A 21,345-nucleotide genomic window follows, 5' to 3' on the forward strand; every position below is an offset into this window, starting at 1 on the left:
AATACGGGGCCATAGCTCAGCTGGGAGAGCGCCTGCCTTGCACGCAGGAGGTCAGCGGTTCGATCCCGCTTGGCTCCACCACTACTGCTTCTGAAGTAAGAGCTTAGAAATGAGCATTCCATCGAGTGGATGGTGAATGTTGATTTCTAGTCTTTGACTAGTTCGTTCTTTAAAAATTTGGGTATGTGATAGAAAGATAGACTGAACGTTACTTTCACTGGTAACGGATCAGGCTAAGGTAAAATTTGTGAGTTCTCTTAGTTGAGAAATTCGAATTTTCGGCGAATGTCGTCTTCACAGTATAACCAGATTGCTTGGGGTTATATGGTCAAGTGAAGAAGCGCATACGGTGGATGCCTTGGCAGTCAGAGGCGATGAAAGACGTGGTAGCCTGCGAAAAGCTTCGGGGAGTCGGCAAACAGACTTTGATCCGGAGATGTCTGAATGGGGGAACCCAGCCATCATAAGATGGTTATCTTGTACTGAATACATAGGTGCAAGAGGCGAACCAGGGGAACTGAAACATCTAAGTACCCTGAGGAAAAGAAATCAACCGAGATTCCCTTAGTAGTGGCGAGCGAACGGGGACTAGCCCTTAAGTGGCTTTGAGATTAGCGGAACGCTCTGGAAAGTGCGGCCATAGTGGGTGATAGCCCTGTACGCGAAAATCTCTTAGTCATGAAATCGAGTAGGACGGAGCACGAGAAACTTTGTCTGAATATGGGGGGACCATCCTCCAAGGCTAAATACTACTGACTGACCGATAGTGAACTAGTACCGTGAGGGAAAGGCGAAAAGAACCCCGGAGAGGGGAGTGAAATAGATCCTGAAACCGTATGCGTACAAGCAGTGGGAGCAGACTTTGTTCTGTGACTGCGTACCTTTTGTATAATGGGTCAGCGACTTATTTTCAGTGGCGAGCTTAACCGAATAGGGGAGGCGTAGCGAAAGCGAGTCTTAATAGGGCGTCTAGTCGCTGGGAATAGACCCGAAACCGGGCGATCTATCCATGGGCAGGTTGAAGGTTAGGTAACACTGACTGGAGGACCGAACCGACTACCGTTGAAAAGTTAGCGGATGACCTGTGGATCGGAGTGAAAGGCTAATCAAGCTCGGAGATAGCTGGTTCTCCTCGAAAGCTATTTAGGTAGCGCCTCATGTATCACTGTAGGGGGTAGAGCACTGTTTCGGCTAGGGGGTCATCCCGACTTACCAAACCGATGCAAACTCCGAATACCTACAAGTGCCGAGCATGGGAGACACACGGCGGGTGCTAACGTCCGTCGTGAAAAGGGAAACAACCCAGACCGTCAGCTAAGGTCCCAAAGTTATGGTTAAGTGGGAAACGATGTGGGAAGGCTTAGACAGCTAGGAGGTTGGCTTAGAAGCAGCCACCCTTTAAAGAAAGCGTAATAGCTCACTAGTCGAGTCGGCCTGCGCGGAAGATGTAACGGGGCTCAAACCATACACCGAAGCTACGGGTATCACGTAAGTGATGCGGTAGAGGAGCGTTCTGTAAGCCTGTGAAGGTGAGTTGAGAAGCTTGCTGGAGGTATCAGAAGTGCGAATGCTGACATGAGTAACGACAATGGGTGTGAAAAACACCCACGCCGAAAGACCAAGGTTTCCTGCGCAACGTTAATCGACGCAGGGTTAGTCGGTCCCTAAGGCGAGGCTGAAAAGCGTAGTCGATGGAAAACAGGTTAATATTCCTGTACTTCTGGTTATTGCGATGGAGGGACGGAGAAGGCTAGGCCAGCTTGGCGTTGGTTGTCCAAGTTTAAGGTGGTAGGCTGGAATCTTAGGTAAATCCGGGATTCTAAGGCCGAGAGCTGATGACGAGTTGCCATTAGGCGACGAAGTGGTTGATGCCATGCTTCCAAGAAAAGCTTCTAAGCTTCAGGTAACCAGGAACCGTACCCCAAACCGACACAGGTGGTTGGGTAGAGAATACCAAGGCGCTTGAGAGAACTCGGGTGAAGGAACTAGGCAAAATGGCACCGTAACTTCGGGAGAAGGTGCGCCGGTGAGGGTGAAGGACTTGCTCCGTAAGCCCATGCCGGTCGAAGATACCAGGCCGCTGCGACTGTTTATTAAAAACACAGCACTCTGCAAACACGAAAGTGGACGTATAGGGTGTGACGCCTGCCCGGTGCCGGAAGGTTAATTGATGGGGTTAGCTAACGCGAAGCTCTTGATCGAAGCCCCGGTAAACGGCGGCCGTAACTATAACGGTCCTAAGGTAGCGAAATTCCTTGTCGGGTAAGTTCCGACCTGCACGAATGGCGTAACGATGGCGGCGCTGTCTCCACCCGAGACTCAGTGAAATTGAAATCGCTGTGAAGATGCAGTGTATCCGCGGCTAGACGGAAAGACCCCGTGAACCTTTACTATAGCTTTGCACTGGACTTTGAATTTGCTTGTGTAGGATAGGTGGGAGGCTTTGAAGCGTGAACGCCAGTTTGCGTGGAGCCATCCTTGAAATACCACCCTGGCAACTTTGAGGTTCTAACTCAGGTCCGTTATCCGGATCGAGGACAGTGTATGGTGGGTAGTTTGACTGGGGCGGTCTCCTCCTAAAGAGTAACGGAGGAGTACGAAGGTGCGCTCAGACCGGTCGGAAATCGGTCGTAGAGTATAAAGGCAAAAGCGCGCTTGACTGCGAGACAGACACGTCGAGCAGGTACGAAAGTAGGTCTTAGTGATCCGGTGGTTCTGTATGGAAGGGCCATCGCTCAACGGATAAAAGGTACTCCGGGGATAACAGGCTGATACCGCCCAAGAGTTCATATCGACGGCGGTGTTTGGCACCTCGATGTCGGCTCATCACATCCTGGGGCTGAAGCCGGTCCCAAGGGTATGGCTGTTCGCCATTTAAAGTGGTACGCGAGCTGGGTTTAGAACGTCGTGAGACAGTTCGGTCCCTATCTGCCGTGGACGTTTGAGATTTGAGAGGGGCTGCTCCTAGTACGAGAGGACCGGAGTGGACGAACCTCTGGTGTTCCGGTTGTCACGCCAGTGGCATTGCCGGGTAGCTATGTTCGGAAAAGATAACCGCTGAAAGCATCTAAGCGGGAAACTTGCCTCAAGATGAGATCTCACTGGAACCTTGAGTTCCCTGAAGGGCCGTCGAAGACTACGACGTTGATAGGTTGGGTGTGTAAGCGCTGTGAGGCGTTGAGCTAACCAATACTAATTGCCCGTGAGGCTTGACCATATAACACCCAAGCAATTTGCGAACTCGAAAGAGGCCAGATTGCGGTGTGTGAAGACGAAGTGAACCGAAAGTTCGACGCTCACAAAGCACCGAAAACTATCCCATACCCAATTTGCTGAAGCGAGGCCAGCTGGCCACGACTCAGTACCCGAATTTCTTGACGACCATAGAGCGTTGGAACCACCTGATCCCATCCCGAACTCAGAAGTGAAACGATGCATCGCCGATGGTAGTGTGGGGTTTCCCCATGTGAGAGTAGGTCATCGTCAAGATTAAATTCCGAAACCCCAATTGCGAAAGCAGTTGGGGTTTTGTTTTAGTAGAAGTTCCCGTTTTTGCTGGCACGTTACCGTGGTAACGGGCTGGTCACAGAATTTCTTGACGACCATAGAGCGTTGGAACCACCTGATCCCATCCCGAACTCAGAAGTGAAACGATGCATCGCCGATGGTAGTGTGGGGTTTCCCCATGTGAGAGTAGGTCATCGTCAAGATTAAATTCCGAAACCCCTGTTTGCTAACGCAGACAGGGGTTTTGTCGTTTCAGAGCCTACAAAAGTCCGATCTTCAAACCGCTCTGCGTGCCTTGCTGCTTCGACGAGCCTGCCATTTGCGCCACCAGATGTAGACGCCAGTCCCCGACAACCCCGCAATCAGAACACCCAATACCGCGATCATCACTTGCCCGGTAAAGCCTATGATCCGTCCTCCATGTATCGGCAACTGCAACCGATAAAACCGCTCTCCCAACGTCCCTTCTCCTGCGATTTCCTGCCCCAGTAATCGCCCGTCCGTACCGTGGAAAAACAACCAGGATTTACCATGGGCCTCGGTGTCATGTTGTCCAAACCCCGCACCGTAGAAGTTGTACTCAAAGCTGTAATACAACTCACCGATTGCCGCAGTCAGTCCCAACCTTTTTCCCTCCTGCTGCGCCCTTTCGTAGGCCTGTTGATAACTCAGTCGAGTGAACCCCAGTTCGTCGGCAGGCATCCGCCCTCGGGCCTCATACACGCTCGGTTCAATCGGAGAGAGCAGCGACACCACTGGTTTGAAGACCTGACTCGGCAAGTTCATGGCCACGCTGCTGACGGCTATCGGCAGTAATAACAACCACAGCCACAGGCCCCCCGCGCGATGCAGATCGAAGTTGAGCCGATAGGCATGCCCGCCCTTGATCTTCCAGGCCGTCGACCACTTCTTCCAGAACGGTTTACCCCGCGGCAAAGTCAGCCAGAGAGCGATGAAGCAATCGATCACCCAGGCAATGGCCACCAATCCCATCAACAGCAAACCCCAGTTCCCGGGCAGCGTCAGGTTGTAGTGGAACTCGAGAATGAAAGGAATGAAGTTCTCACGCTGGAAACAGCACTCACCCCAGTAACGCTGGCCTTTTCGCTCGCCACTGACCGGGTCGAGGTAGAACACCTGATTACGCTCATCGAACGGTTTGCCCGTCGCCGGATCATTACGTGTAACCGCCGCCAGCAAGGCTGTGTGACCTGCCTCATTCGGATACTCCATGTACCAGACCTGCAGCCTCGGATGTACCGATTGCACCGCATCGACCAGCTCACCTGGCGGTAGACGCTGCCCCTCGGCCGACGCCGTGTAAAACCCAGGGTTCAGCCACTCATCCAGCTCATGGTTGAACGCCAGAATGCTCCCGGTGATTCCCGCCAGCAGCAGAAACACAGCCGTGGCCAACCCGATATACCGGTGCAGTAAAACCAGAAACGAACGCATGAAATTTTCCCCACGAATACGACAAAGCCAGTCCCTGAATCTCAGGGACTGGCTTTTTTATGCACAAGACAAAGGCTTAGAACTGGTAGCTGACCGTGGCGGCGACGTTGCGCTCCTCGCCCATGTAGCAGAAGTTCAGACTGGCGCAGGAGGCCACGTAGGATTCGTTGGTCAGGTTGTTCGCATTCAGGCGTACGTCCACACCCTTCAAGCCAACTTTGCCCAGGTCATAACCGATCGACGCGTCGAACAACGTGTAGGACGGCACCTTCATGGTGTTCTCTGCATCCGCCCAGCTGTAGCCGACGTAACGCACACCGCCGCCCACTCGCACGCCATCAAGCGCCGCACTGTCGAACTTGTAGTCCGCCCACAGCGATGCCATGTGACGCGGTGCCTGGGTTGGCGAGTTGCCTTTATTCTCGATCACGTTTGTCGGGGTGCTCAGGGTGCTGACCATCGACTTCGAGTACTCGATGTCAGTGAAGGTGTAGCTACCGAGCACTTTCAGGTTATCGGTCAACTGCATGTGCGCTTCCAGTTCCAGACCCTGAGAGCGGACAGCGCCTACAGCGCGATAGAAGTTTTCCTGCGGCAGTTTGGTCGCCAGGTTTTCCTGGTCGATGCGGAACAACGAGGCCGTGAACAGATTGTCGGTGCCAGGTGGCTGGTACTTCAGACCTGCTTCCCACTGCGTGCCATCCGTTGGTGCCAGCGGATTACCGGCACTGTCGGCATAGGAGTTGGGGTTGAACGACTCCGAGTAGCTGATGTACGGCGCCAGGCCGTTATCGAACAGGTACAGCGCCCCGACACGGCCCGTCAGTTTGGTGCGCTTGTCGCTGATCTCGGTGCCGACCGGACGGCTCGCCTCGGCAATCCGGTTTTCCTCGGACGTCTCTACCCAGTCCTGCCGCAGACCGAGGGAGAAGCGCCATTTGTCCATCTCAATCAGGTCTTGCAGGTAAACCCCGGTCTGCTCCAGGCGCCGCAGGTAACTGGTTTCACCGTACGGCGTAATAGCGGAATTGCCGTACACCGGGTTGAACGCATTGATCGGCGCCAGGCCACCGCTGGTCCAGTCGACCACGGTTTTGCGTCGCTGGTAATCCGTTCCCATCAGCACCGTGTGCTTGGTCGCACCGGTGAAGAATTCGGCCTGGAGCATGTTGTCGACGATGAACGCATGCAGTCGCTCGTCACCGCCGGTGTAGTAGCGATTCAGCTCGTTGCTGGTCGGCGACGTCCAGCCATAGGCATACACCTGATCCATGTTCACTTTGGAGTCGAGGTAGCGGAAGTTCTGCCGTGCGGTGAAGACGTCGTTGAAGCGATGTTCGAACTGATAGCCGAACGACTGCTGATCGCGGGAGTAACCATCGACTCCCGGTTCGCCTTCGAAGAAGTGCGGTGAGATCCGGTTGCCGTTGCGCTGATGAATCGTGCCGTCGGCCGGCACGCCACCGTGATAGCCGCCATCCGGGTCATGTTGCAGATACGCCTGCAGGGTCAGTGAAGTGTCTTCGTTGAAATCGATGCTGACCGTCGGCGCGAGGGCGAAGCGTTTTTCCTTGTTGTGGTCGAATTGCGTGTCGGACTGATCCGTCAAACCGATCAGACGATAGGCGATGCGCTTGTCGTCATCGACCGGGCCGCTGAAGTCAAAACCAACACCGCGCTGGCCCTGAGTGCCAACGGTGGCCTGAACCTGATGATAGGACTCGTACAACGGTTTCTTGCTGGTCAACGCCACCAGCCCGCCCGGTGAACTGCGGCCGTACAACACCGACGACGGGCCTTTGAGAATGTCCACGCGCTCGAGGAAATAAGGATCGACCTGCATGGTGCTGTAGGTGCCGCTGTCGCCCATGGACTTGAGGCCGTCGAGGTAGATGTTATCCACCGAGCCATCGTTGAAGCCGCGCATCGCCACGTAGTCGTAACGGTGCGTGGCGCCATAGGGGTTGGTCAGCACACCGGGGGTGTAGCGCATGGCCTGGGACACGGTTTGCGAGCCCTGATCGTCCATTTGCTCGCGGGTGACCACGGACACGCTTTGCGAGGTTTCCAGCAGCGCGGTACTGGTTTTGGTGGCGATCTGACTGTGCGTTGCGTTGTAGCCGTCCATGCTGCCCAGCGCGTTGCCGAGGGCAAAACCTTTGATGTCAGTGGTCGGCAGGGCCAGGGCTTCGGTTTCCGTGACGGAGCGCAACACATAGCTGCTGCCGTCCTGACTGACCGCCTCCAGCCCTGAGCCACCGAGCAGATGACTCAGTGCCTGATCGGTCGAATACTCGCCCTGTACGCCGGGTGATTGCCGGCCTTGAGTCTGTTGTGGGGTCATCGACAACGTGATGCCGGCCTGGCGCGCGAACTGATTCAGCGCCTCGCCCAGTGGCCCGGCGGCGATGTTGTAGCGATGGCTGCTGACCTCACTGCCGCTCGCCGCGACGCTCAGGTTCGGCAGCAGGCCGACGCCCAGTGCCGTGGAGAACAACGCGGCCCGAACGGCGTGGCGCAGAAGGCCCGATTCGGCAGTGAAATTCAGAGGGTTCTTACAGGTAACGCGCGCAGTCATTGTAGGTTTCCGTTGCAAGTCGCGAAGGCTGAATTGAAGTGCTTACTGACTAAGCCGGCCTTGCCGCGAAAACCCGCCAAAAAATTTCAGACTGCTCGTTCCAGCGTGACCCACCAGCGGGTGCGATAGCGCAATTGCACCGGCAGCGTCTGCGGCAAAATTGCCAGCAACTTGTCGGTGTCATCGAGCCGGAACACGCCGGACAAGCGCAGATCCGCCACCTGCGGGGCGCAATTCAGGAAGCCCTGACGGTAGCGGCCAACCTCATTGAGGAAGTCACCCAGGCGCATATTGCGCGTCACGATAAGCCCGTCGATCCAGGCGCCGGCATCCATGTCCAGCGGCGGAGCGGGACGCGCTTGATGGTGATCGATCAAGTAACTCTGACCGGCAAGCACCTCGGTGGAAGCGCCATCGCTCGTCCGCGGCGAATGAATCGCGACTCGGCCACTGGTGACGCTCAGGCGCGTGCAATCACCTTCCTGACGCAGGATGAAGCGCGCGTTGAACGGCTCATAACTGCCATGACGATTTTGCACTCGCAGCGGTCGATCAATCCCCGAACCTTCGTCGGCGCCGCCGCAGGTCACGATGATCTCGCCCCGGGTCAGTTTGATCAGCCGCTGTTGCGCGGTGTAATCGAGGTCCACGGCGCTGGCCGTGTTCAGTTCGATCCGCGTACCGTCGGGCAACTGGAATCCGCGGCGCTCGCCGGTGGCGGTAGCGTAATCGGCGCTCCACTGCTGCCAGGCTGACATGTCTTTGGCCAGCCACGCGGCGGAGCCCATCAACAACGCACCGGACAGCAGCTTCAATGCCTGACGGCGACCCAGGCTCTGCGCACTGTTTTCCAGTGTGTTGAATGCCACTTGCGCACCCGGAACGGCGCGCAGATTTTGGGTCAGCTCACTTTGCAACGACTGCACCCGCTGCCAGGCCAGTTCGTGATCGTGGTGCTCGGCGCGCCATTGTTCACATTGGTGGTTCAGGCGCGGATTGCCGTGGTTATTGCGCAGGCGCAGCAGCCAGTGGATCGCCTGTTTGACCACTTGTTGCGGTGGCTCGGCGCGGCGAGCGAGTGACACGTTATCCACCGGCATCAGCTTTCGTACCGCAGCACGTAGCAGTGATACAGCGCATCGGCGACGTAGCGCTCCACCGAGCGCAAGGACAGGCCCATCTGCTCGGCGATCTGCTTGTGGGTCAATCCTTCGCACTGCGCCAGGAGAAACGCCTGACGTACTTTTGGCTTCAGTCCTTCAAGCATGCGGGCAATGCTTTCCAGCAGCTCGATCACCAGTGCGCGGGATTCGGCGCTGGGTGTTTCGGCTTCCGGCAGGTGGGCGATGGTTTCCAGATACGCGCGTTCGATTTCTTCGCGCCGCCAATGGTCGATCACCAACCCACGAGCGATGGTGCGCAGAAACGCGCGGGGCGCCTTGAGTTCGAGACGTTCGGTGCGTTGCAGCAGGCGAACGAACGTGTCCTGGGCCAGATCCGCCGCATCGGCCGCATTGCCCAGCCGCGCGCGCAACCAGCCGTTGAGCCAGCCGTGATGACGACTGTAAAGCGCCTGTACTGCAAACTCAGGTGAGGACATGAACGCGACAGCCCGAACGCCACAAATGATAATTAGTCGCATTGTCATCAAGGGTTACAGAATTTGCAACCGGCGCTGCAAAACAGTCATCAAAAAATGACAGGCGAACGCTCTGGCACGCCGTTCGGCGGGAATCTGGCAGAAATGCCGTCCATTTCCTACAAAGCGCTAAGTTTTCTCCGAAGCGTGCCGACAGACTGGTGAGACATGCGTGCACCAAAGTAGAGCGGCCATCAGAACGCTGCCTGCGCTGTACATGGAATGTTGCATCCGGAACGCATCCCCACTTTTGGCATAAGAAGTCCCATGAAATGAATCTCAAGTTCAGCCATAAAATCCTGTTGGCCGCCTCGGGCGTCGTGGTCCTGGCGTTCGCGCTGTTCACTCTGTACAACGACTATCTGCAGCGAAACACCATTCGCCAGAACCTCCAGTCCTCCGTCCAGCAGGCCGGCGACCTGACCGCCAGCAGTGTGCAGAACTGGATGAGCGGGCGGATTCTGGTGCTGGAAAACCTCGCGCAGAACGTCGCCCATCAAGGCAAGAATGCCGACTTCCCTGGGCTGGTCGATCAACCGGCCTTCACCTCGAACTTCCAGTTCACCTACGTCGGCCAGGCCAACGGTGTGTTCACCCAACGCCCTGACGCGAAGATGCCGGACGGCTACGACCCGCGTCAGCGCCCTTGGTACAAGCAGGCCGTGGCCGCTGACCAGACCATGCTGACCCCGCCATACATGGCCGCCGTCGGCGGTCTGGTGGTGACCATCGCCATGCCGGTGAAAAAGAACGGCGAGCTGCTCGGTGTGGTGGGCGGTGACCTGAGCCTGGAAACCCTGGTGAAGATCATCAACTCGGTGGACTTCGGTGGCCTGGGCCACGCGTTCCTGGTCAGCGGTGACGGTCAGGTGATCGTCAGCCCGGACAAAGACCAGGTGATGAAGAACCTCAAGGACATCTACCCGAACGCCGATGTGCGTATCCAGAAGGGCAACCAGAACGTGGTGCTCAACGGTCAGGAGCGCATCCTGTCGTTCACCCCGGTCACCGGTCTGCCGAATGCCGAGTGGTACATCGGTCTGTCGATCGACCGCGACAAGGCCTACGCCGCACTCAGCCAGTTCCGTACTTCGGCACTGATCGCGATGTTCGTCGCAGTGGGTGCGATTGCGGTCTTCCTGAGCCTGTTGATCACCGTGCTGATGCGTCCGCTGATCACCATGGGCCGTGCGATGCAGGACATCGCCCAGGGCGAAGGCGATCTGACCCGTCGTCTGGTAGTGGAAAGCAAAGACGAGTTCGGCGAGCTGGGCAGTTCGTTCAACCAGTTCGTGGAGCGGATTCACGCGTCCATTTCCGAAGTGTCTTCCGCGACTCGTCACGTACACGACCTGTCGCAACGCGTGATGGCATCGTCCAACGCCTCGATCATCGGTTCCGACGAGCAAAGCGCGCGCACCAACAGCGTGGCTGCCGCGATCAATCAGTTGGGCGCCGCCACCCAGGAAATCGCCCGCAACGCTGCCGATGCTTCGCAACACGCCAGCGGCGCGAGCGAGCAGGCCGATGATGGTCGTCAGGTGGTCGAGCAGACGATTCAGGCGATGACCGAGCTGTCGCAGAAGATCAGCCTGTCGTGCACCCAGATCGAAACCCTGAATGCGAGCACCGACAACATCGGCCACATTCTCGATGTGATCAAAGGCATCTCCCAGCAGACCAACCTGCTGGCGCTCAACGCAGCCATCGAAGCGGCCCGTGCCGGTGAAGCCGGACGCGGTTTCGCGGTGGTGGCGGACGAGGTGCGCAACCTCGCTCACCGCACCCAGGAATCGGCGGAAGAGATCCACAAGATGATCACCTCGCTGCAGGTCGGCTCCCGTGAAGCGGTGACCACCATGAACGCCAGTCAGGCGTCCAGCGAAGAGAGCGTTGAAGTGGCGAACCAGGCCGGTCTGCGTCTGGTCAGCGTGACCCAGCGCATCGGCGAAATCGACGGCATGAACCAGTCGGTGGCAGCGGCTACCGAAGAGCAGACTGCGGTGGTGGAAACCCTCAACGTCGACGTCAACCAGATCAACCTGCTGAACCAGCAGAGCGTGGCCAACCTCAATGAAACGTTGAAGGATTGCGATGCGTTGTCGCAGCAGGCCAACCGTTTGAAACAACTGGTCGACAGCTTCAAGATCTGATCGCTTGCGGTCAAAAAAAAGCCCGCTGCGGAGTGATCCGCAGCGGGCTTTTTCATGCCTTATACAAACAGCTTCAGCACATTGCCCATCGCATCATCGGCAAACCCCTGGACGAAATCCTTGAACCCCGGCAGCGCCTCGGGCCCACCGTTGGCCGGCTCGGCAATGATCGTCCAGGTCGCCCGCGACTTGCCCGCGCTCAGCGACTCCACATTCATCGCCGCCCACAGATTGGCCACGCCCAGGGTGTTGTAGATCGTGGTCCAGGTCATGCTCAGCGCCTGGTCATCCCGGGAGTTGAGTTGCTCGACCACCACGTTGCCGTCCTTGAAGAACTTCTTGCGCAGCGAAGACACGCCTTCACCGGTCATCTCGATGTGCGACAGCGCCGGAATGAAACGGTCGAAGCCGTCGAATTTGCCGACCACCGCCCACACTTGCTTGGCGTCCACCGGCACTTCCACCGAAGACACGACGTGGCAGCCGTGAGGGTTTTTGATCAGGGTGTCGGGTTGAAGATTGCTCATGGTGTTGCTCCTTGGTGGGTGATTCAGATGAAGTTGATTTCTTTCAGGTAATCGCAGCCACGACGCAGCAGCGCCGGGGATTTCTCCGGGTAGTGCGCGCCCATCTGCTGCACGCCGGCCTGGGCGTTGGCATGGCCGATCAGGGAGATGTCGCCGATGTCTTCCTCGAAGCCATTGAGGTAGAAACCGAGCACGCCGAACAGCGCGTTGTCGGCATCGACCCGGCCCAGTTGCTGCTGCCAGTCGGCGACGCTGACCAGCGAAAACTCGCTGCCGGTTTCGCGGAATGACGCGACGTAGGCATCCCAGCTCAGAGGCTCTGGGTTATGCAGGTTGAACACCGCCCGTTCGGGCGAGTAACGGCTGGCGTGGAAGGCGATGAAACGGGCGAGAAAGTCCACCGGCATCAGGTCGAAATTCAACGCGAAGGCCGGCACCTGCCCGAGCTGGATCGAGCCCTTGAGCATCAGCATCAAACGGTTCTTGTGCGGCTGGCACACGCCACTGAGGCTGTTGAAACTGATGTTGCCGGGCCGATACAGATTGACCCGCACCCCGCGTTCCCGCGCCCGTTCGAGGATGCGTTCACCGACCCATTTCGACAGGTTGTAGCCGTTGCGGATGTAGATCGGCGGCGTCGGTGCGGCGGGCAATTCCAGCACCCTGCCTGCGTCGTCGACAGTGCTGGAGGCCGACAGCGTCGAGACGAAATTGAAGACCTTCTTGCTGCGCCCTTCGCACAGCCGAAGCAGTTCGAAAATCGGCTCGACGTTGTCCGCCGCCAGCGACTCGTAGTCGAGGACGTGATTGACGTTGGCGGCGTTGTGTACCAGCGCGCCGAACTCCCGATCCAGTCGCTCGAAATCGCTATCGGCCAGGCCCAATTGCGGCCGGGTGATGTCGGCCGAATAGACCCGTACCCGGCTCAGGTCCAGATGTTCCAGCCGGTTCTCTCGCAACGAATGGGCAAAGCGCTGCGCCGCCGTTTGCCCGCCGCCGTCGCGCACCAGGCACGCCACCTCGCTGGCGCCCCAACCCAACAACGCCTCGACGATGTGCACGCCGACAAAACTGTTGGCGCCGGTGACGATCACCTTGTGCACATCGCCCATGCGGCTGATCGGCAACGGTTCGATTTCCAGCGGTCGCTCGGCATCGGCCATCGCCTGGGCACTGAGCACCGCGCTGTCATCGGTGCCGCGCACCAGTGTGGCGAGCTTGGCGATGGTCGGCAGTTCGATGAAGCGGTTGATGGAGATGCTGCGGCCGAATTCCTCCCGCAGACGCAGGAGCATGCGCGACAACAGAATCGAGTGACCGCCGAGATTGAAGAAGCTTTCGTCGGTGGAAATGTCGCTGGTCGGCAGCTCCAGCAACTCGCCCCAGATCTCCAGCAGCAGCGCTTCGTCGGAGTTGGCCGGCAGACATTTGGGGCCGCTGTCCTGCACGCTGACCGGCAGCTCCAGCAAGGCCTTGCGATCGACTTTACCGTTGGCGGCAAATGGCATGTTCGGTAGTTCCGTCCACGCTACCGGTTGCATGTAGTCGGGCAAAAACTGCTGGGCGTGTGCCTTCAGCGCATCACGGGCGGCGTCTGATTGCGGCTGGGCGAGGAACGCCAGAATCCGTCGCTGACTGTCGATCACCACGGCGATCTGCCGATACAACTGACTCTCGCGCAGGCACCGTTCGATCTCTTCCGGCTCGACCCGGAAACCCCGGATCTTCACCTGATTGTCGCGGCGTCCGCACAGCTCGATGCCATCCTCGCCCCACTTGGCCATGTCGCCGCTGCGGTAGGCGCGCAGACGCTGGCCGTCCGGCAATTCCAGGTTCAGATAGCGCTCCGCCGTCTGCTGTGGATTGTTCAGGTAACCCAGGCATACACCCGGGCCGACGATGAACAGTTCGCCTACCGTTTGCTCGGCCACCGGTTGTAGATCGTCATCGAGAATCAGCACCTGGCTGTTGGCAATCGGCCCGCCGAGGGTGCGATTGCTGTCGCCCGGTTGCAGTTGCCGCGCGGTGATCAACACCGTGGCTTCGGTGGGGCCGTAGAGGTTGTGCAGCTTGCCCTGGCGCGTCAGCTGTTCAATCACGAACGGCTCGCAGACATCGCCGCCGGTCATGATTTGCCCGACGCTTTGCAGTTGCTCCAGCGGCAGGATGCTCAACAGCGCTGGCGGCAGGAACGCATGGGTCAGCTGCCGGCGGCGAATCAGCGCCACCAGTTGCAGCGGATCGCGGCGCTGGTTGCCGTCGGGCACCACAAGTTCCGCGCCTTCAAGCAAGGTCGGGAAGATGTCGATCAATGAAGAGTCAAAACTCAGCGACGAGAACTGCAACACCCGACTCTCGGCGTGCAACTGCACGTAATCGGCGTACCACGCGGTGAAGTGCGCAAGGTTCGCCTGGCTGAGCAGCACACCCTTCGGATGCCCGGTGGTGCCAGAGGTGTAGAGCGCCATGCACGGCGCATCGAGCTCAGGCCGACGACGCATCAACGGCAACGACAGATCGGCGTCAGTGCTGTCGATGCGGCTGACATCCAGCCCCGGCATCGAAGCGCTCAGCGGATGTTCGCCGTCGTGCAGCAGCAACACCGCCCCGGCGTTTTCCAGAATGTACTGCTGGCGCTGAAGCGGATGGCTCGGCTCCAGCGGCAGGTACACCGCGCCGCTGCCGAGAACCGCCAGGATCGAAGCGAACAGCGCATCGCATTTCGGCAGGCAAATCCCCACCACCCACGGTTGCGGTTGTGTCTCCAGCATTGCCAGCAACCGTTGCTGGATCGCCCGGCTGTGATCATGCAACTGGCGATAGCTGATCGACTGCTCGGCGAGGTGCAGCGCCGGGCGCTCCGCATGCTCGATCAGACTCTGTTGCAGCCGCTCGATCACCGGAGTCTGTGCCTGTTGCAGCAACGGCGGGTTGGCCGTGGCGTTGAAGCGATGCACATAGGCCAGGCTGTCGAGAAACAGCAGGTTTTCCACCTGCTCGAAGTCCGGCGCACGGGCGGTTGCCGCGTGCTGGAAGTAATCGGCATCGCGGGAGAAACGGCTGACCAGCAGCGCCACTTCATCCACTACTAGCGCCAGTGTTCGCTGGCGCAGGGCCTGGCCGTTGCCGGAGGGCTCGTCGGCAATCGGCACGCGGCTCAGCAGTGTCGAGTTGCAGACGCAAAGGAGATCGAGCACCGGCAGTCCGCCGACGCCCGTTGCACCGATACCCAGACGCAAGGTCAGGTGCGGTGTCGCGCCGTGATCCTGTGGCGCAAGGCTGCCGTCATCAATCACCAGGTCCATCGACGGAGCCGCTTGCGTCAGCAATGAATGACCGTGTTGTTCGAGCTCCTGCGCCAGGTCGGTCAAGGCCTGGCTGCGGCCCATCAGCAAAATGTCGAGACGTCTCATGTCAGCCTCCTTGTCAAACCAGGTAGTCGCGCAGGGCGTGCTGTACGCACGGTGTATCGAGCAGTGAACTGTTGTGGAAAAACCGCACGATGTTGCCCACCAGCGGGTGGTGGCGATTGATCGGGAAGGCCAGCCCGGCCATCTCGTCTTTCAGTGCGCGGCGGGTTGCGTCGTTGACCGGCAAGGCATCGACCAGGCGCAGGTCGAATGACTTCTGTATGTCGTTGGTCAGGTAGTGGCCGATGAACACCGGCAGGATCTGCGCGATGCATTCGCGATCCGCGTCGCTCGCGGTGTGCCAGTAGATGCGCACCATCCGCGCCCAGAAACTCGAATGGCGACCCTCGTCGAGCAAGTGGTCGGCCATCAGCCCCTTGATCGACGGCTTGACCGTGTCGTCCCGGGCGAACGCCGCGACATCGCCGGTCACGGTGTTCTCGGCGATGGCGACGCAGATCAGCTCCACGGCGCTGCGCAGGTGCTCCGGGGCCAATTCGACGGCGGCCGGAATCGCCCGGCTCAGTTCGATTTCATTCGGCAACTCGATGGGCTCGATGCCGGTCATGGCCACGGTCTGCTGCATGAAATCCATCGCCACCAGCGCGTGGTAATCCTCGTCAACGACAACGGTCATGGCGTCGTAGCGACAGGCGAACGGGAAGGCCACGGCGAAGCGGTTCTTGGCGATGCTGCGGGCGGTCTTGTCGACGATCTCAGTCTCGAAAATCACCACGTCGTTGATGAATTTGTACAGCGTCTGCACCAGCGCAAAGTCCCGTTGCTCGGGGCATTCGCGCAGGAAGGTTTCACTGAGCACCAACGGCTGGCGACTGAGCGGGTAGATCAGCCGCGCGTCGTCCTCCAGCACGCGGCGCGGCCGGGTGCGGATGGTGGCGCGGCTTTCCCAGGCGTCGGCGAAGGATTGGTAGTCGGCGGCGTTCATTCAGCCACCTCCGCCAACGGCTCGCGCATGCTCAGGCGCAGGCCGTCCCACAGGGCGATGCGGCTTTCCACGGCGGCGACGGCGCTGGCGTAGACCTCGGCTTCACGCTGCGGATCGCCATCGACCAGTCGCTCCAACAGTTGCTCCGCTGCCGGGCCGTGGTCTTCGGAGTCGACTTCGATGTGTCGTTCCAGGTAGTAACGGAAGGTCGGCGCCTGTTCGACACCGATGCCCCAGGCATCGAGCATGCGCTGGAACATGGTCGGGATCACGCTCTCGCGGCCATGCAGGAAGGCGGCGGCGACGCTGTGCCCTGGCGCATGCAGCGCGGTGTGCAAGGTGTCGCGGACGAACTGCGCGGCGGCCGGGTCGACGTCGACACTTTGCAACGCAACGTCATAGCTCACGCCTTCCTGTTGCAGCGCGACGAAACGCTCCACCGCCGAGGTGCTCGCACCGACTTCGCGCATCGCATCCAGGTACAACTCGAAGTGACTGTAATGCCCGTGTGACAGCCGATCGTCCGACTCTTCGCCGAGCACGATTTCATTGATCAGTCGCGCGGCGTGCGGATCGCGCGGCGGCAGCCACGGCAGGCGGGTGCACGTCAGTTCCTGTTGCAGGCGTTTGGTCAGCGACATGAAGTCCCACACGGCAAATACGTGGGACTCCATGAAGCGTCGCAACACCGACAGCGAATCGATTTCGGAGAAGATCGGGTGAACGCTGAGTTCGGCTTTCTTTTGGGCGAGTTGTTCTTTAGTTGGCATGATGCGAGCCTCTGGCTTATAGGGATATAGGGACTTCTCAATCAATGGCTAACAACGTTGGATATAGTTTTCAGGCGAGCGATAGCCTCATTCGTTTCGATGAAAGTTAAAGTTTCATTGAAAGCCCAGGTACAACGGCATACCGCTGAAGGCGGCTGTGAACTGGGCAGTATTGCTGGGTCTCGCCGGTTTGTCGGTTCGCTACAAAACCCGGCGTAGAAAAACTAATACATCGCAAAACAACTTAACAAGTATATTTTCAATTAATTTAAGTTGGCCGTTTTTCAAGTATGAGCGAGGCTGATAAAACTTTTAAGTTGAGTTTTATTTGGGCGTAGTTGCTCCTTTCGGCGTTTAAAGGCCAAAATTGAATAACAAGAGTGAATGCCTCACTCGAAGCAACTTTCTAATGAAGTAATTGAAATGATCTGAGGGGATGAAGTTGGCCTGATACGGCGGCGAATCTTCCTTTTCCCGTGACAAGGCTCCTTCCGTAGGTTCCTGGTGCGGAGACTGCTGCCGGGGCGGCGCGTCCCCGTTCTATAGTGGGTTGGCGATTCAAGGGTGCGCGTAAATCGGCGCCGCGGCTATCGTCGAAAATGACTTCCTTGCGGTGCAAATTCCGGGCTGTTCGAAGCAGGGGGGAGGTTAGAGCGCAGGCGCCGAAGTGCCACGGCAATTGAGCGTGACCGGCGTGGGGATTTGTAAGCGGGTTATTCGCCGGGGGAGCGGGGGCTCACCCGGGAGGGGACTTTCAGAGTGCCGCCTGGCGGCTTTTGGAGGCGGAGCTGGCCAGATAGCGAGTGATCACCTCGACACCCCGATTGAGGTGCTGCTCCAGAAGCATCACCGCCTGTTGGGTGTCGCGTTCTTTAACGGCCTGCAGCAACGCCCGGTGATCGTCCTGGGACAGTTTGCCCAGGCCCATGGCCTCGAGGTTGAAACGCAGGAAGCGTTCCTCTTCATTCAAGCCATCCTCGACCAGCCGCAGCAGTCGGCCGTTCGGGGATTTGCAGTAAAGCGCCATGTGGAACAGACGGTTGAGCCGGCCGATCTCGGTGTAGTCGTGCTCGGTTTCCAGCTCTTCGATGTAGCCGGCGGCGCGATCGTGATCGGCAGGGGTCAGCAGCGGGATCGACTGGCGCAGCGCTTCGGATTCCAGCAGGATGCGCAGCTCATAGGTTTCGGTCGCGTCACCCTGAATCAGCGGCGCCACGACGGCCCCTTTGTGCGCAACCACGCTCAGCAGGCCCTGGGCTTCCAGCTGACGCAAGGCTTCGCGCACCGGCATGCGGCTGACGCCGAACAGATCCGCCAGGTCTTGCTGGCGCACGGCGGTGCCGCACGGCAGGCGACCATCGAGGATCGCCGAGCGCAGGGTTTCTTCGATGACCGAACGCGCCAGGTGCGCGGGAATCGGGCCTTCGACTTTGATGCTGTGGAGTGGCTTGGGCTTCTGGGTCACAACTGCACACCCTGTTGACGGCTGAATTTGGATCCAAAGGACACTAGTGATTGCTCTACAGGTTGTCAAACCGTGTAGAAGAACCCTGTCATATCTGAAGTTTAGCGCGCCAGCGATGATCTCAGGGTGCCATTGTTTTTTGCTGGACTAACCTTCACCATCAAACGCCTTTCTTCCCTGCCCTGGATGCCTTGCATTGGCGGTACGTTTCGCGATCCCTCGGATTGTGCGCTGGCTTGCCTGCGCGCTGCTGCTGGCCGGCGCCATGCTGGGCGGTCTGCATGCCGATTGGGATTTTTCTGCGATCAGTCGCAAGGCTACGGCGTTGTACGGCCCTCTGGGCGCCGGACAGCAACGGATTGATGCCTGGCAGAATCTGCTGGCCACGCAGAAGCAGGTCAGCGAAATGGAAAAGCTCAAAGTAGTGAACCTGTTTTTCAACAAACAGATGCGCTACGTCGAAGATATCGACCTGTGGGGTGAAGTCGATTATTGGGAAACCCCCATCGAAGCCTTGTGGAAAGGTGCCGGCGATTGCGAAGACTATGCGATCGCCAAGTATTTCAGCCTGCGCCATCTGGGGGTGGCCAGTGACAAGTTACGCATCACCTACGTCAAGGCCTTGCGCCAGAACCGCGCGCACATGGTCCTGACTTACTATTCCAGCCCTGACGCCATGCCACTGGTGCTCGACAGCCTGATCGACCCGATCAAGCCGGCGTCCGAGCGAACCGATTTGCTGCCGGTCTACTCTTTCAATGCCGAAGGTCTGTACCTGCCGGGAGCGAAGGGCAACAAGAAGGTCGGCGACACCAAACGTCTGTCACGCTGGCAGGATGTGTTGAAGAAAATGCAGGCCGAAGGATTCCCGGTCGAGACGACTAACTAGGAGCACGCGCTCAGATGTCCTTGTTCAAACAGCTGTTGATCGCTATCTGTCTGTTCCTGGTGGTCGCCTTCACCGGCAGCTTCATGGTCAGTCTGGAAAGCTCGCGCACCCAGTACGTCAATCAGTTGCGCTCCCACGCCCAGGACGCCGCCACGGCGCTGGCGCTGTCGCTGACGCCGAATATCGACGACCCGGCGATGGTCGAGCTGCTGGTCAGTTCGATCTTCGACAGCGGTTACTACTCGAGCATCCGCGTGGTCGATCTGAAGACCGATCAGACCATCGTCGAGCGCAACGGCATTCCGGCGGTCACCAACGTGCCGGACTGGTTCGTCAAACTGATCGGTCTGGAGCCGGCCGGTGGCGATGCGCTGGTCAGCCGTGGCTGGGAGCAGGCGGCGCGGGTCGAGGTGGTCAGCCACCCGATGTTCGCCCTGGCCAAACTCTGGCAGAGCGCCCTGGGCAGCCTTGGCTGGCTGCTGGTCTGCGGCGCGGTGAGTGCGGTGCTCGGTGCGCTGTTGCTGCGTCGACAACTGAGGCCGCTGGATTACATGGTCAAGCAATCCCACGCCATCGCCCGTCGCGAGTTCCTCAGCCTGCCGGACCTGCCGCGCACGCCTGAACTGCGTCGCGTAGTGCTGGCCATGAACCAGATGGTCGAGAAGCTCAAGGCGCTGTTCCAGGAGCAGGCCGAACGCAGTGAAAAACTGCGTACCGAGTCCTATCAGGACAACCTCACCGGGCTCGCCAACCGACGCTATTTCGAGATGCAACTGAACGCCCGGGTGAGCAACCCGGAGCAGGCCAGCTCCGGTTATCTGCTGCTGTTGCGGGTCAAGGATCTGGCCGGGCTGAACCAGCGCCTCGGCGGTCAACGCACCGATGAATTGCTCAAGGCAGTCGGCGAGCAGCTTTCCCGCGAGTGCGCCAAATACCCGGAAACCCAGAATCTCGTCACACGTATTCGCGGCGGTGAATTCGCCGTGCTGGCGCCGGGCCTGACGCGGGAAGAAGCGCTGCAACTGGCGCAAAGCCTCGACAGTGCGCTGAGCAGCCTGCATGCGACAGGCGCCACCGACGTGGCGGCCGTGGCCTCCATCGGCCTCGCACCGTTCGCCCACGGCGATTCGCCGCAAGCGGTGCTCAGCCTCGGCGATCAGGCACTGGCCCAGGCCGAAGGTCAGGGCGAGCAGAACTGGGCGTGTCTCGATCAGAGCCTGGTGGCGGACGTCGGTGACGATCACCACGCCTGGCATCGCCTGCTCGATCAGGCCCTGAGCCAGCGGCGTTTCGAGCTGTTCTTCCAACCGGTGGTGGCTGCGCAGGACACGCAACTGGTGCTGCATTACAAGGTGCTGTCACGCTTGCTCGACGAGCAGGGCCAGACCATTCCCGCCGGACGCTTCCTGCCGTGGCTGGAGCGCTTTGGCTGGACCGCACGGCTGGACCGACTGATGCTCGAGCGGGTGCTGGAGCAAATGGCCGGCCATGAAGAATCCCTGGCGCTGAACCTGTCGTCGGCGACCCTGGCTGATCCACAGGCGCTGAACAAAGTCTTCGAGATTCTGCGCTCGCACTCCAATCTGGGGCCGCGTCTGACCCTGGAAATCGGCGAGGAGCAATTGCCGGAACAAGCGGTGCTGGAACAGTTGACCCGCCGCCTGCGCGAACTCGGTTTCTCCCTGAGCCTGCAACGCTTCGGCGGGCGCTTCAGCATGATCGGCAACCTGGCGCGGCTGGGGCTGGCGTACTTGAAGATCGATGGCAGCTACATTCGGGCGATCGATCAGGAAAGTGACAAACGTCTGTTCATCGAGGCGATCCAGCGTGCGGCGCACAGCATCGATCTGCCGTTGATTGCCGAGCGGGTCGAGACGGAAGGGGAATTGTCGGTGATTCGCGAGATGGGCTTGTACGGGGTTCAGGGACAGCTCTTCGGTGAGCCAAAACCCTGGTGATGAACTGTCCGTTCCCACGCATAGCGTGGGCACGGACAGTACAAAAAG

12 protein-coding genes, 1 tRNA gene and 3 rRNA genes are annotated in these 21,345 nt (G+C 59.0%); 7 read left to right on the top strand and 9 right to left on the bottom strand.

The features are described from left to right. The first annotated feature begins 5 nt into the window (after positions 1-5). From IF199_RS00595 to rrf (IF199_RS00610), 4 genes are all read left to right on the top strand, one after another. Positions 6-81: transfer RNA gene (locus IF199_RS00595), tRNA-Ala, on the top strand. A 245-nt stretch (positions 82-326) separates the two neighbouring features. Then, positions 327-3,217, top strand: a 23S ribosomal RNA gene (locus tag IF199_RS00600). Between the two features lie 156 nt (positions 3,218-3,373). After that, a 5S ribosomal RNA gene (gene rrf, locus IF199_RS00605) occupies positions 3,374-3,489 on the top strand. Between the two features lie 105 nt (positions 3,490-3,594). Then, a 5S ribosomal RNA gene (rrf, locus tag IF199_RS00610) occupies positions 3,595-3,710 on the top strand. Between the two features lie 73 nt (positions 3,711-3,783). Here rrf (IF199_RS00610) and IF199_RS00615 read toward each other — a convergent pair. The 4 genes from IF199_RS00615 to IF199_RS00630 form a co-directional block, all read right to left on the bottom strand. Then, positions 3,784-4,962, bottom strand: coding sequence for a PepSY-associated TM helix domain-containing protein (locus IF199_RS00615; RefSeq protein ID WP_192559428.1), 1,179 nt, complete (start codon positions 4,960-4,962; stop codon positions 3,784-3,786). A gap of 76 nt (positions 4,963-5,038) precedes the next feature. Further along, positions 5,039-7,540: a TonB-dependent siderophore receptor gene (locus IF199_RS00620; protein ID WP_192559429.1), complete on the bottom strand. Its 2,502-nt coding sequence runs from the start codon at positions 7,538-7,540 to the stop codon at positions 5,039-5,041. Positions 7,541-7,626: 86 nt separating this feature from the next. Further along, on the bottom strand, positions 7,627-8,640 hold the full coding sequence (locus tag IF199_RS00625; protein WP_192559430.1) for a FecR domain-containing protein: 1,014 nt from the start codon (positions 8,638-8,640) through the stop codon (positions 7,627-7,629). Then, positions 8,640-9,140, bottom strand: a complete 501-nt coding sequence (locus tag IF199_RS00630; protein ID WP_192559431.1) for a sigma-70 family RNA polymerase sigma factor — start codon at positions 9,138-9,140, stop codon at positions 8,640-8,642. The genes IF199_RS00625 and IF199_RS00630 overlap by 1 nt, the downstream gene beginning before the upstream one ends. 311 nt (positions 9,141-9,451) lie before the next feature. On the opposite strand from IF199_RS00630, the gene IF199_RS00635 reads away from it, so the two are divergent. Next, entirely contained in the window at positions 9,452-11,332 is a 1,881-nt protein-coding gene (locus IF199_RS00635; protein WP_085712595.1) for a methyl-accepting chemotaxis protein, read from the top strand. A gap of 59 nt (positions 11,333-11,391) precedes the next feature. Here IF199_RS00635 and IF199_RS00640 read toward each other — a convergent pair whose 3' ends face one another. The 5 genes from IF199_RS00640 to IF199_RS00660 all read right to left on the bottom strand — a co-directional run bounded on the left by IF199_RS00640 (position 11,392) and on the right by IF199_RS00660 (position 18,450). Continuing rightward, the gene (locus IF199_RS00640; protein ID WP_192559432.1) at positions 11,392-11,859 is read right to left on the bottom strand and encodes an SRPBCC family protein; all 468 of its coding nucleotides are present in this window, start codon (positions 11,857-11,859) and stop codon (positions 11,392-11,394) included. A 23-nt stretch (positions 11,860-11,882) separates the two neighbouring features. Beyond that, on the bottom strand, positions 11,883-15,272 hold the full coding sequence (locus tag IF199_RS00645) for an amino acid adenylation domain-containing protein (protein ID WP_192559433.1): 3,390 nt from the start codon (positions 15,270-15,272) through the stop codon (positions 11,883-11,885). Between the two features lie 13 nt (positions 15,273-15,285). Then, positions 15,286-16,215: a diiron oxygenase gene (locus tag IF199_RS00650; protein WP_192559434.1), complete on the bottom strand. Its 930-nt coding sequence runs from the start codon at positions 16,213-16,215 to the stop codon at positions 15,286-15,288. Continuing rightward, positions 16,212-16,985: a DUF3050 domain-containing protein gene (locus tag IF199_RS00655; protein WP_096823044.1), complete on the bottom strand. Its 774-nt coding sequence runs from the start codon at positions 16,983-16,985 to the stop codon at positions 16,212-16,214. Before IF199_RS00655 ends, IF199_RS00650 begins: the two co-directional genes overlap by 4 nt. Before the next feature lie 754 nt (positions 16,986-17,739). Further along, positions 17,740-18,450, bottom strand: a complete 711-nt coding sequence (locus IF199_RS00660; protein WP_096823043.1) for a GntR family transcriptional regulator — start codon at positions 18,448-18,450, stop codon at positions 17,740-17,742. 196 nt (positions 18,451-18,646) lie between these two features. On the opposite strand from IF199_RS00660, the gene lapG reads away from it, so the two are divergent. Together lapG and lapD are read left to right on the top strand one after the other, a co-directional pair. Further along, positions 18,647-19,339 (top strand): cysteine protease LapG, encoded by a 693-nt coding sequence (gene lapG, locus IF199_RS00665; RefSeq protein ID WP_096823042.1) that lies wholly within the window; start codon positions 18,647-18,649, stop codon positions 19,337-19,339. A 14-nt stretch (positions 19,340-19,353) separates the two neighbouring features. Beyond that, the gene (gene lapD / locus IF199_RS00670; RefSeq protein ID WP_192559435.1) at positions 19,354-21,297 is read left to right on the top strand and encodes a cyclic di-GMP receptor LapD; all 1,944 of its coding nucleotides are present in this window, start codon (positions 19,354-19,356) and stop codon (positions 21,295-21,297) included. The last annotated feature ends 48 nt before the right edge of the window (positions 21,298-21,345 follow it).

Origin of the sequence: Pseudomonas allokribbensis, assembly GCF_014863605.1 — a bacterium.
GTDB classification, from domain to species: domain Bacteria; phylum Pseudomonadota; class Gammaproteobacteria; order Pseudomonadales; family Pseudomonadaceae; genus Aquipseudomonas; species Aquipseudomonas allokribbensis.

What these genes read in the sequence shown, in the direction of transcription:
- IF199_RS00640 (WP_192559432.1), bottom strand. Translation starts at nt 11,859, where the DNA reads ATGAGCAATCTTCAACCCGACACCCTGATCAAAAACCCTCACGGCTGC.
- IF199_RS00655 (WP_096823044.1), bottom strand. Translation starts at nt 16,985, where the DNA reads ATGCCAACTAAAGAACAACTCGCCCAAAAGAAAGCCGAACTCAGCGTT.
- IF199_RS00620 (WP_192559429.1), bottom strand. Translation starts at nt 7,540, where the DNA reads ATGACTGCGCGCGTTACCTGTAAGAACCCTCTGAATTTCACTGCCGAA.
- lapD (WP_192559435.1), top strand. Translation starts at nt 19,354, where the DNA reads ATGTCCTTGTTCAAACAGCTGTTGATCGCTATCTGTCTGTTCCTGGTG.
- IF199_RS00650 (WP_192559434.1), bottom strand. Translation starts at nt 16,215, where the DNA reads ATGAACGCCGCCGACTACCAATCCTTCGCCGACGCCTGGGAAAGCCGC.
- IF199_RS00645 (WP_192559433.1), bottom strand. Translation starts at nt 15,272, where the DNA reads ATGAGACGTCTCGACATTTTGCTGATGGGCCGCAGCCAGGCCTTGACC.
- IF199_RS00615 (WP_192559428.1), bottom strand. Translation starts at nt 4,962, where the DNA reads ATGCGTTCGTTTCTGGTTTTACTGCACCGGTATATCGGGTTGGCCACG.
- IF199_RS00635 (WP_085712595.1), top strand. Translation starts at nt 9,452, where the DNA reads ATGAATCTCAAGTTCAGCCATAAAATCCTGTTGGCCGCCTCGGGCGTC.
- IF199_RS00625 (WP_192559430.1), bottom strand. Translation starts at nt 8,640, where the DNA reads ATGCCGGTGGATAACGTGTCACTCGCTCGCCGCGCCGAGCCACCGCAA.
- IF199_RS00630 (WP_192559431.1), bottom strand. Translation starts at nt 9,140, where the DNA reads ATGTCCTCACCTGAGTTTGCAGTACAGGCGCTTTACAGTCGTCATCAC.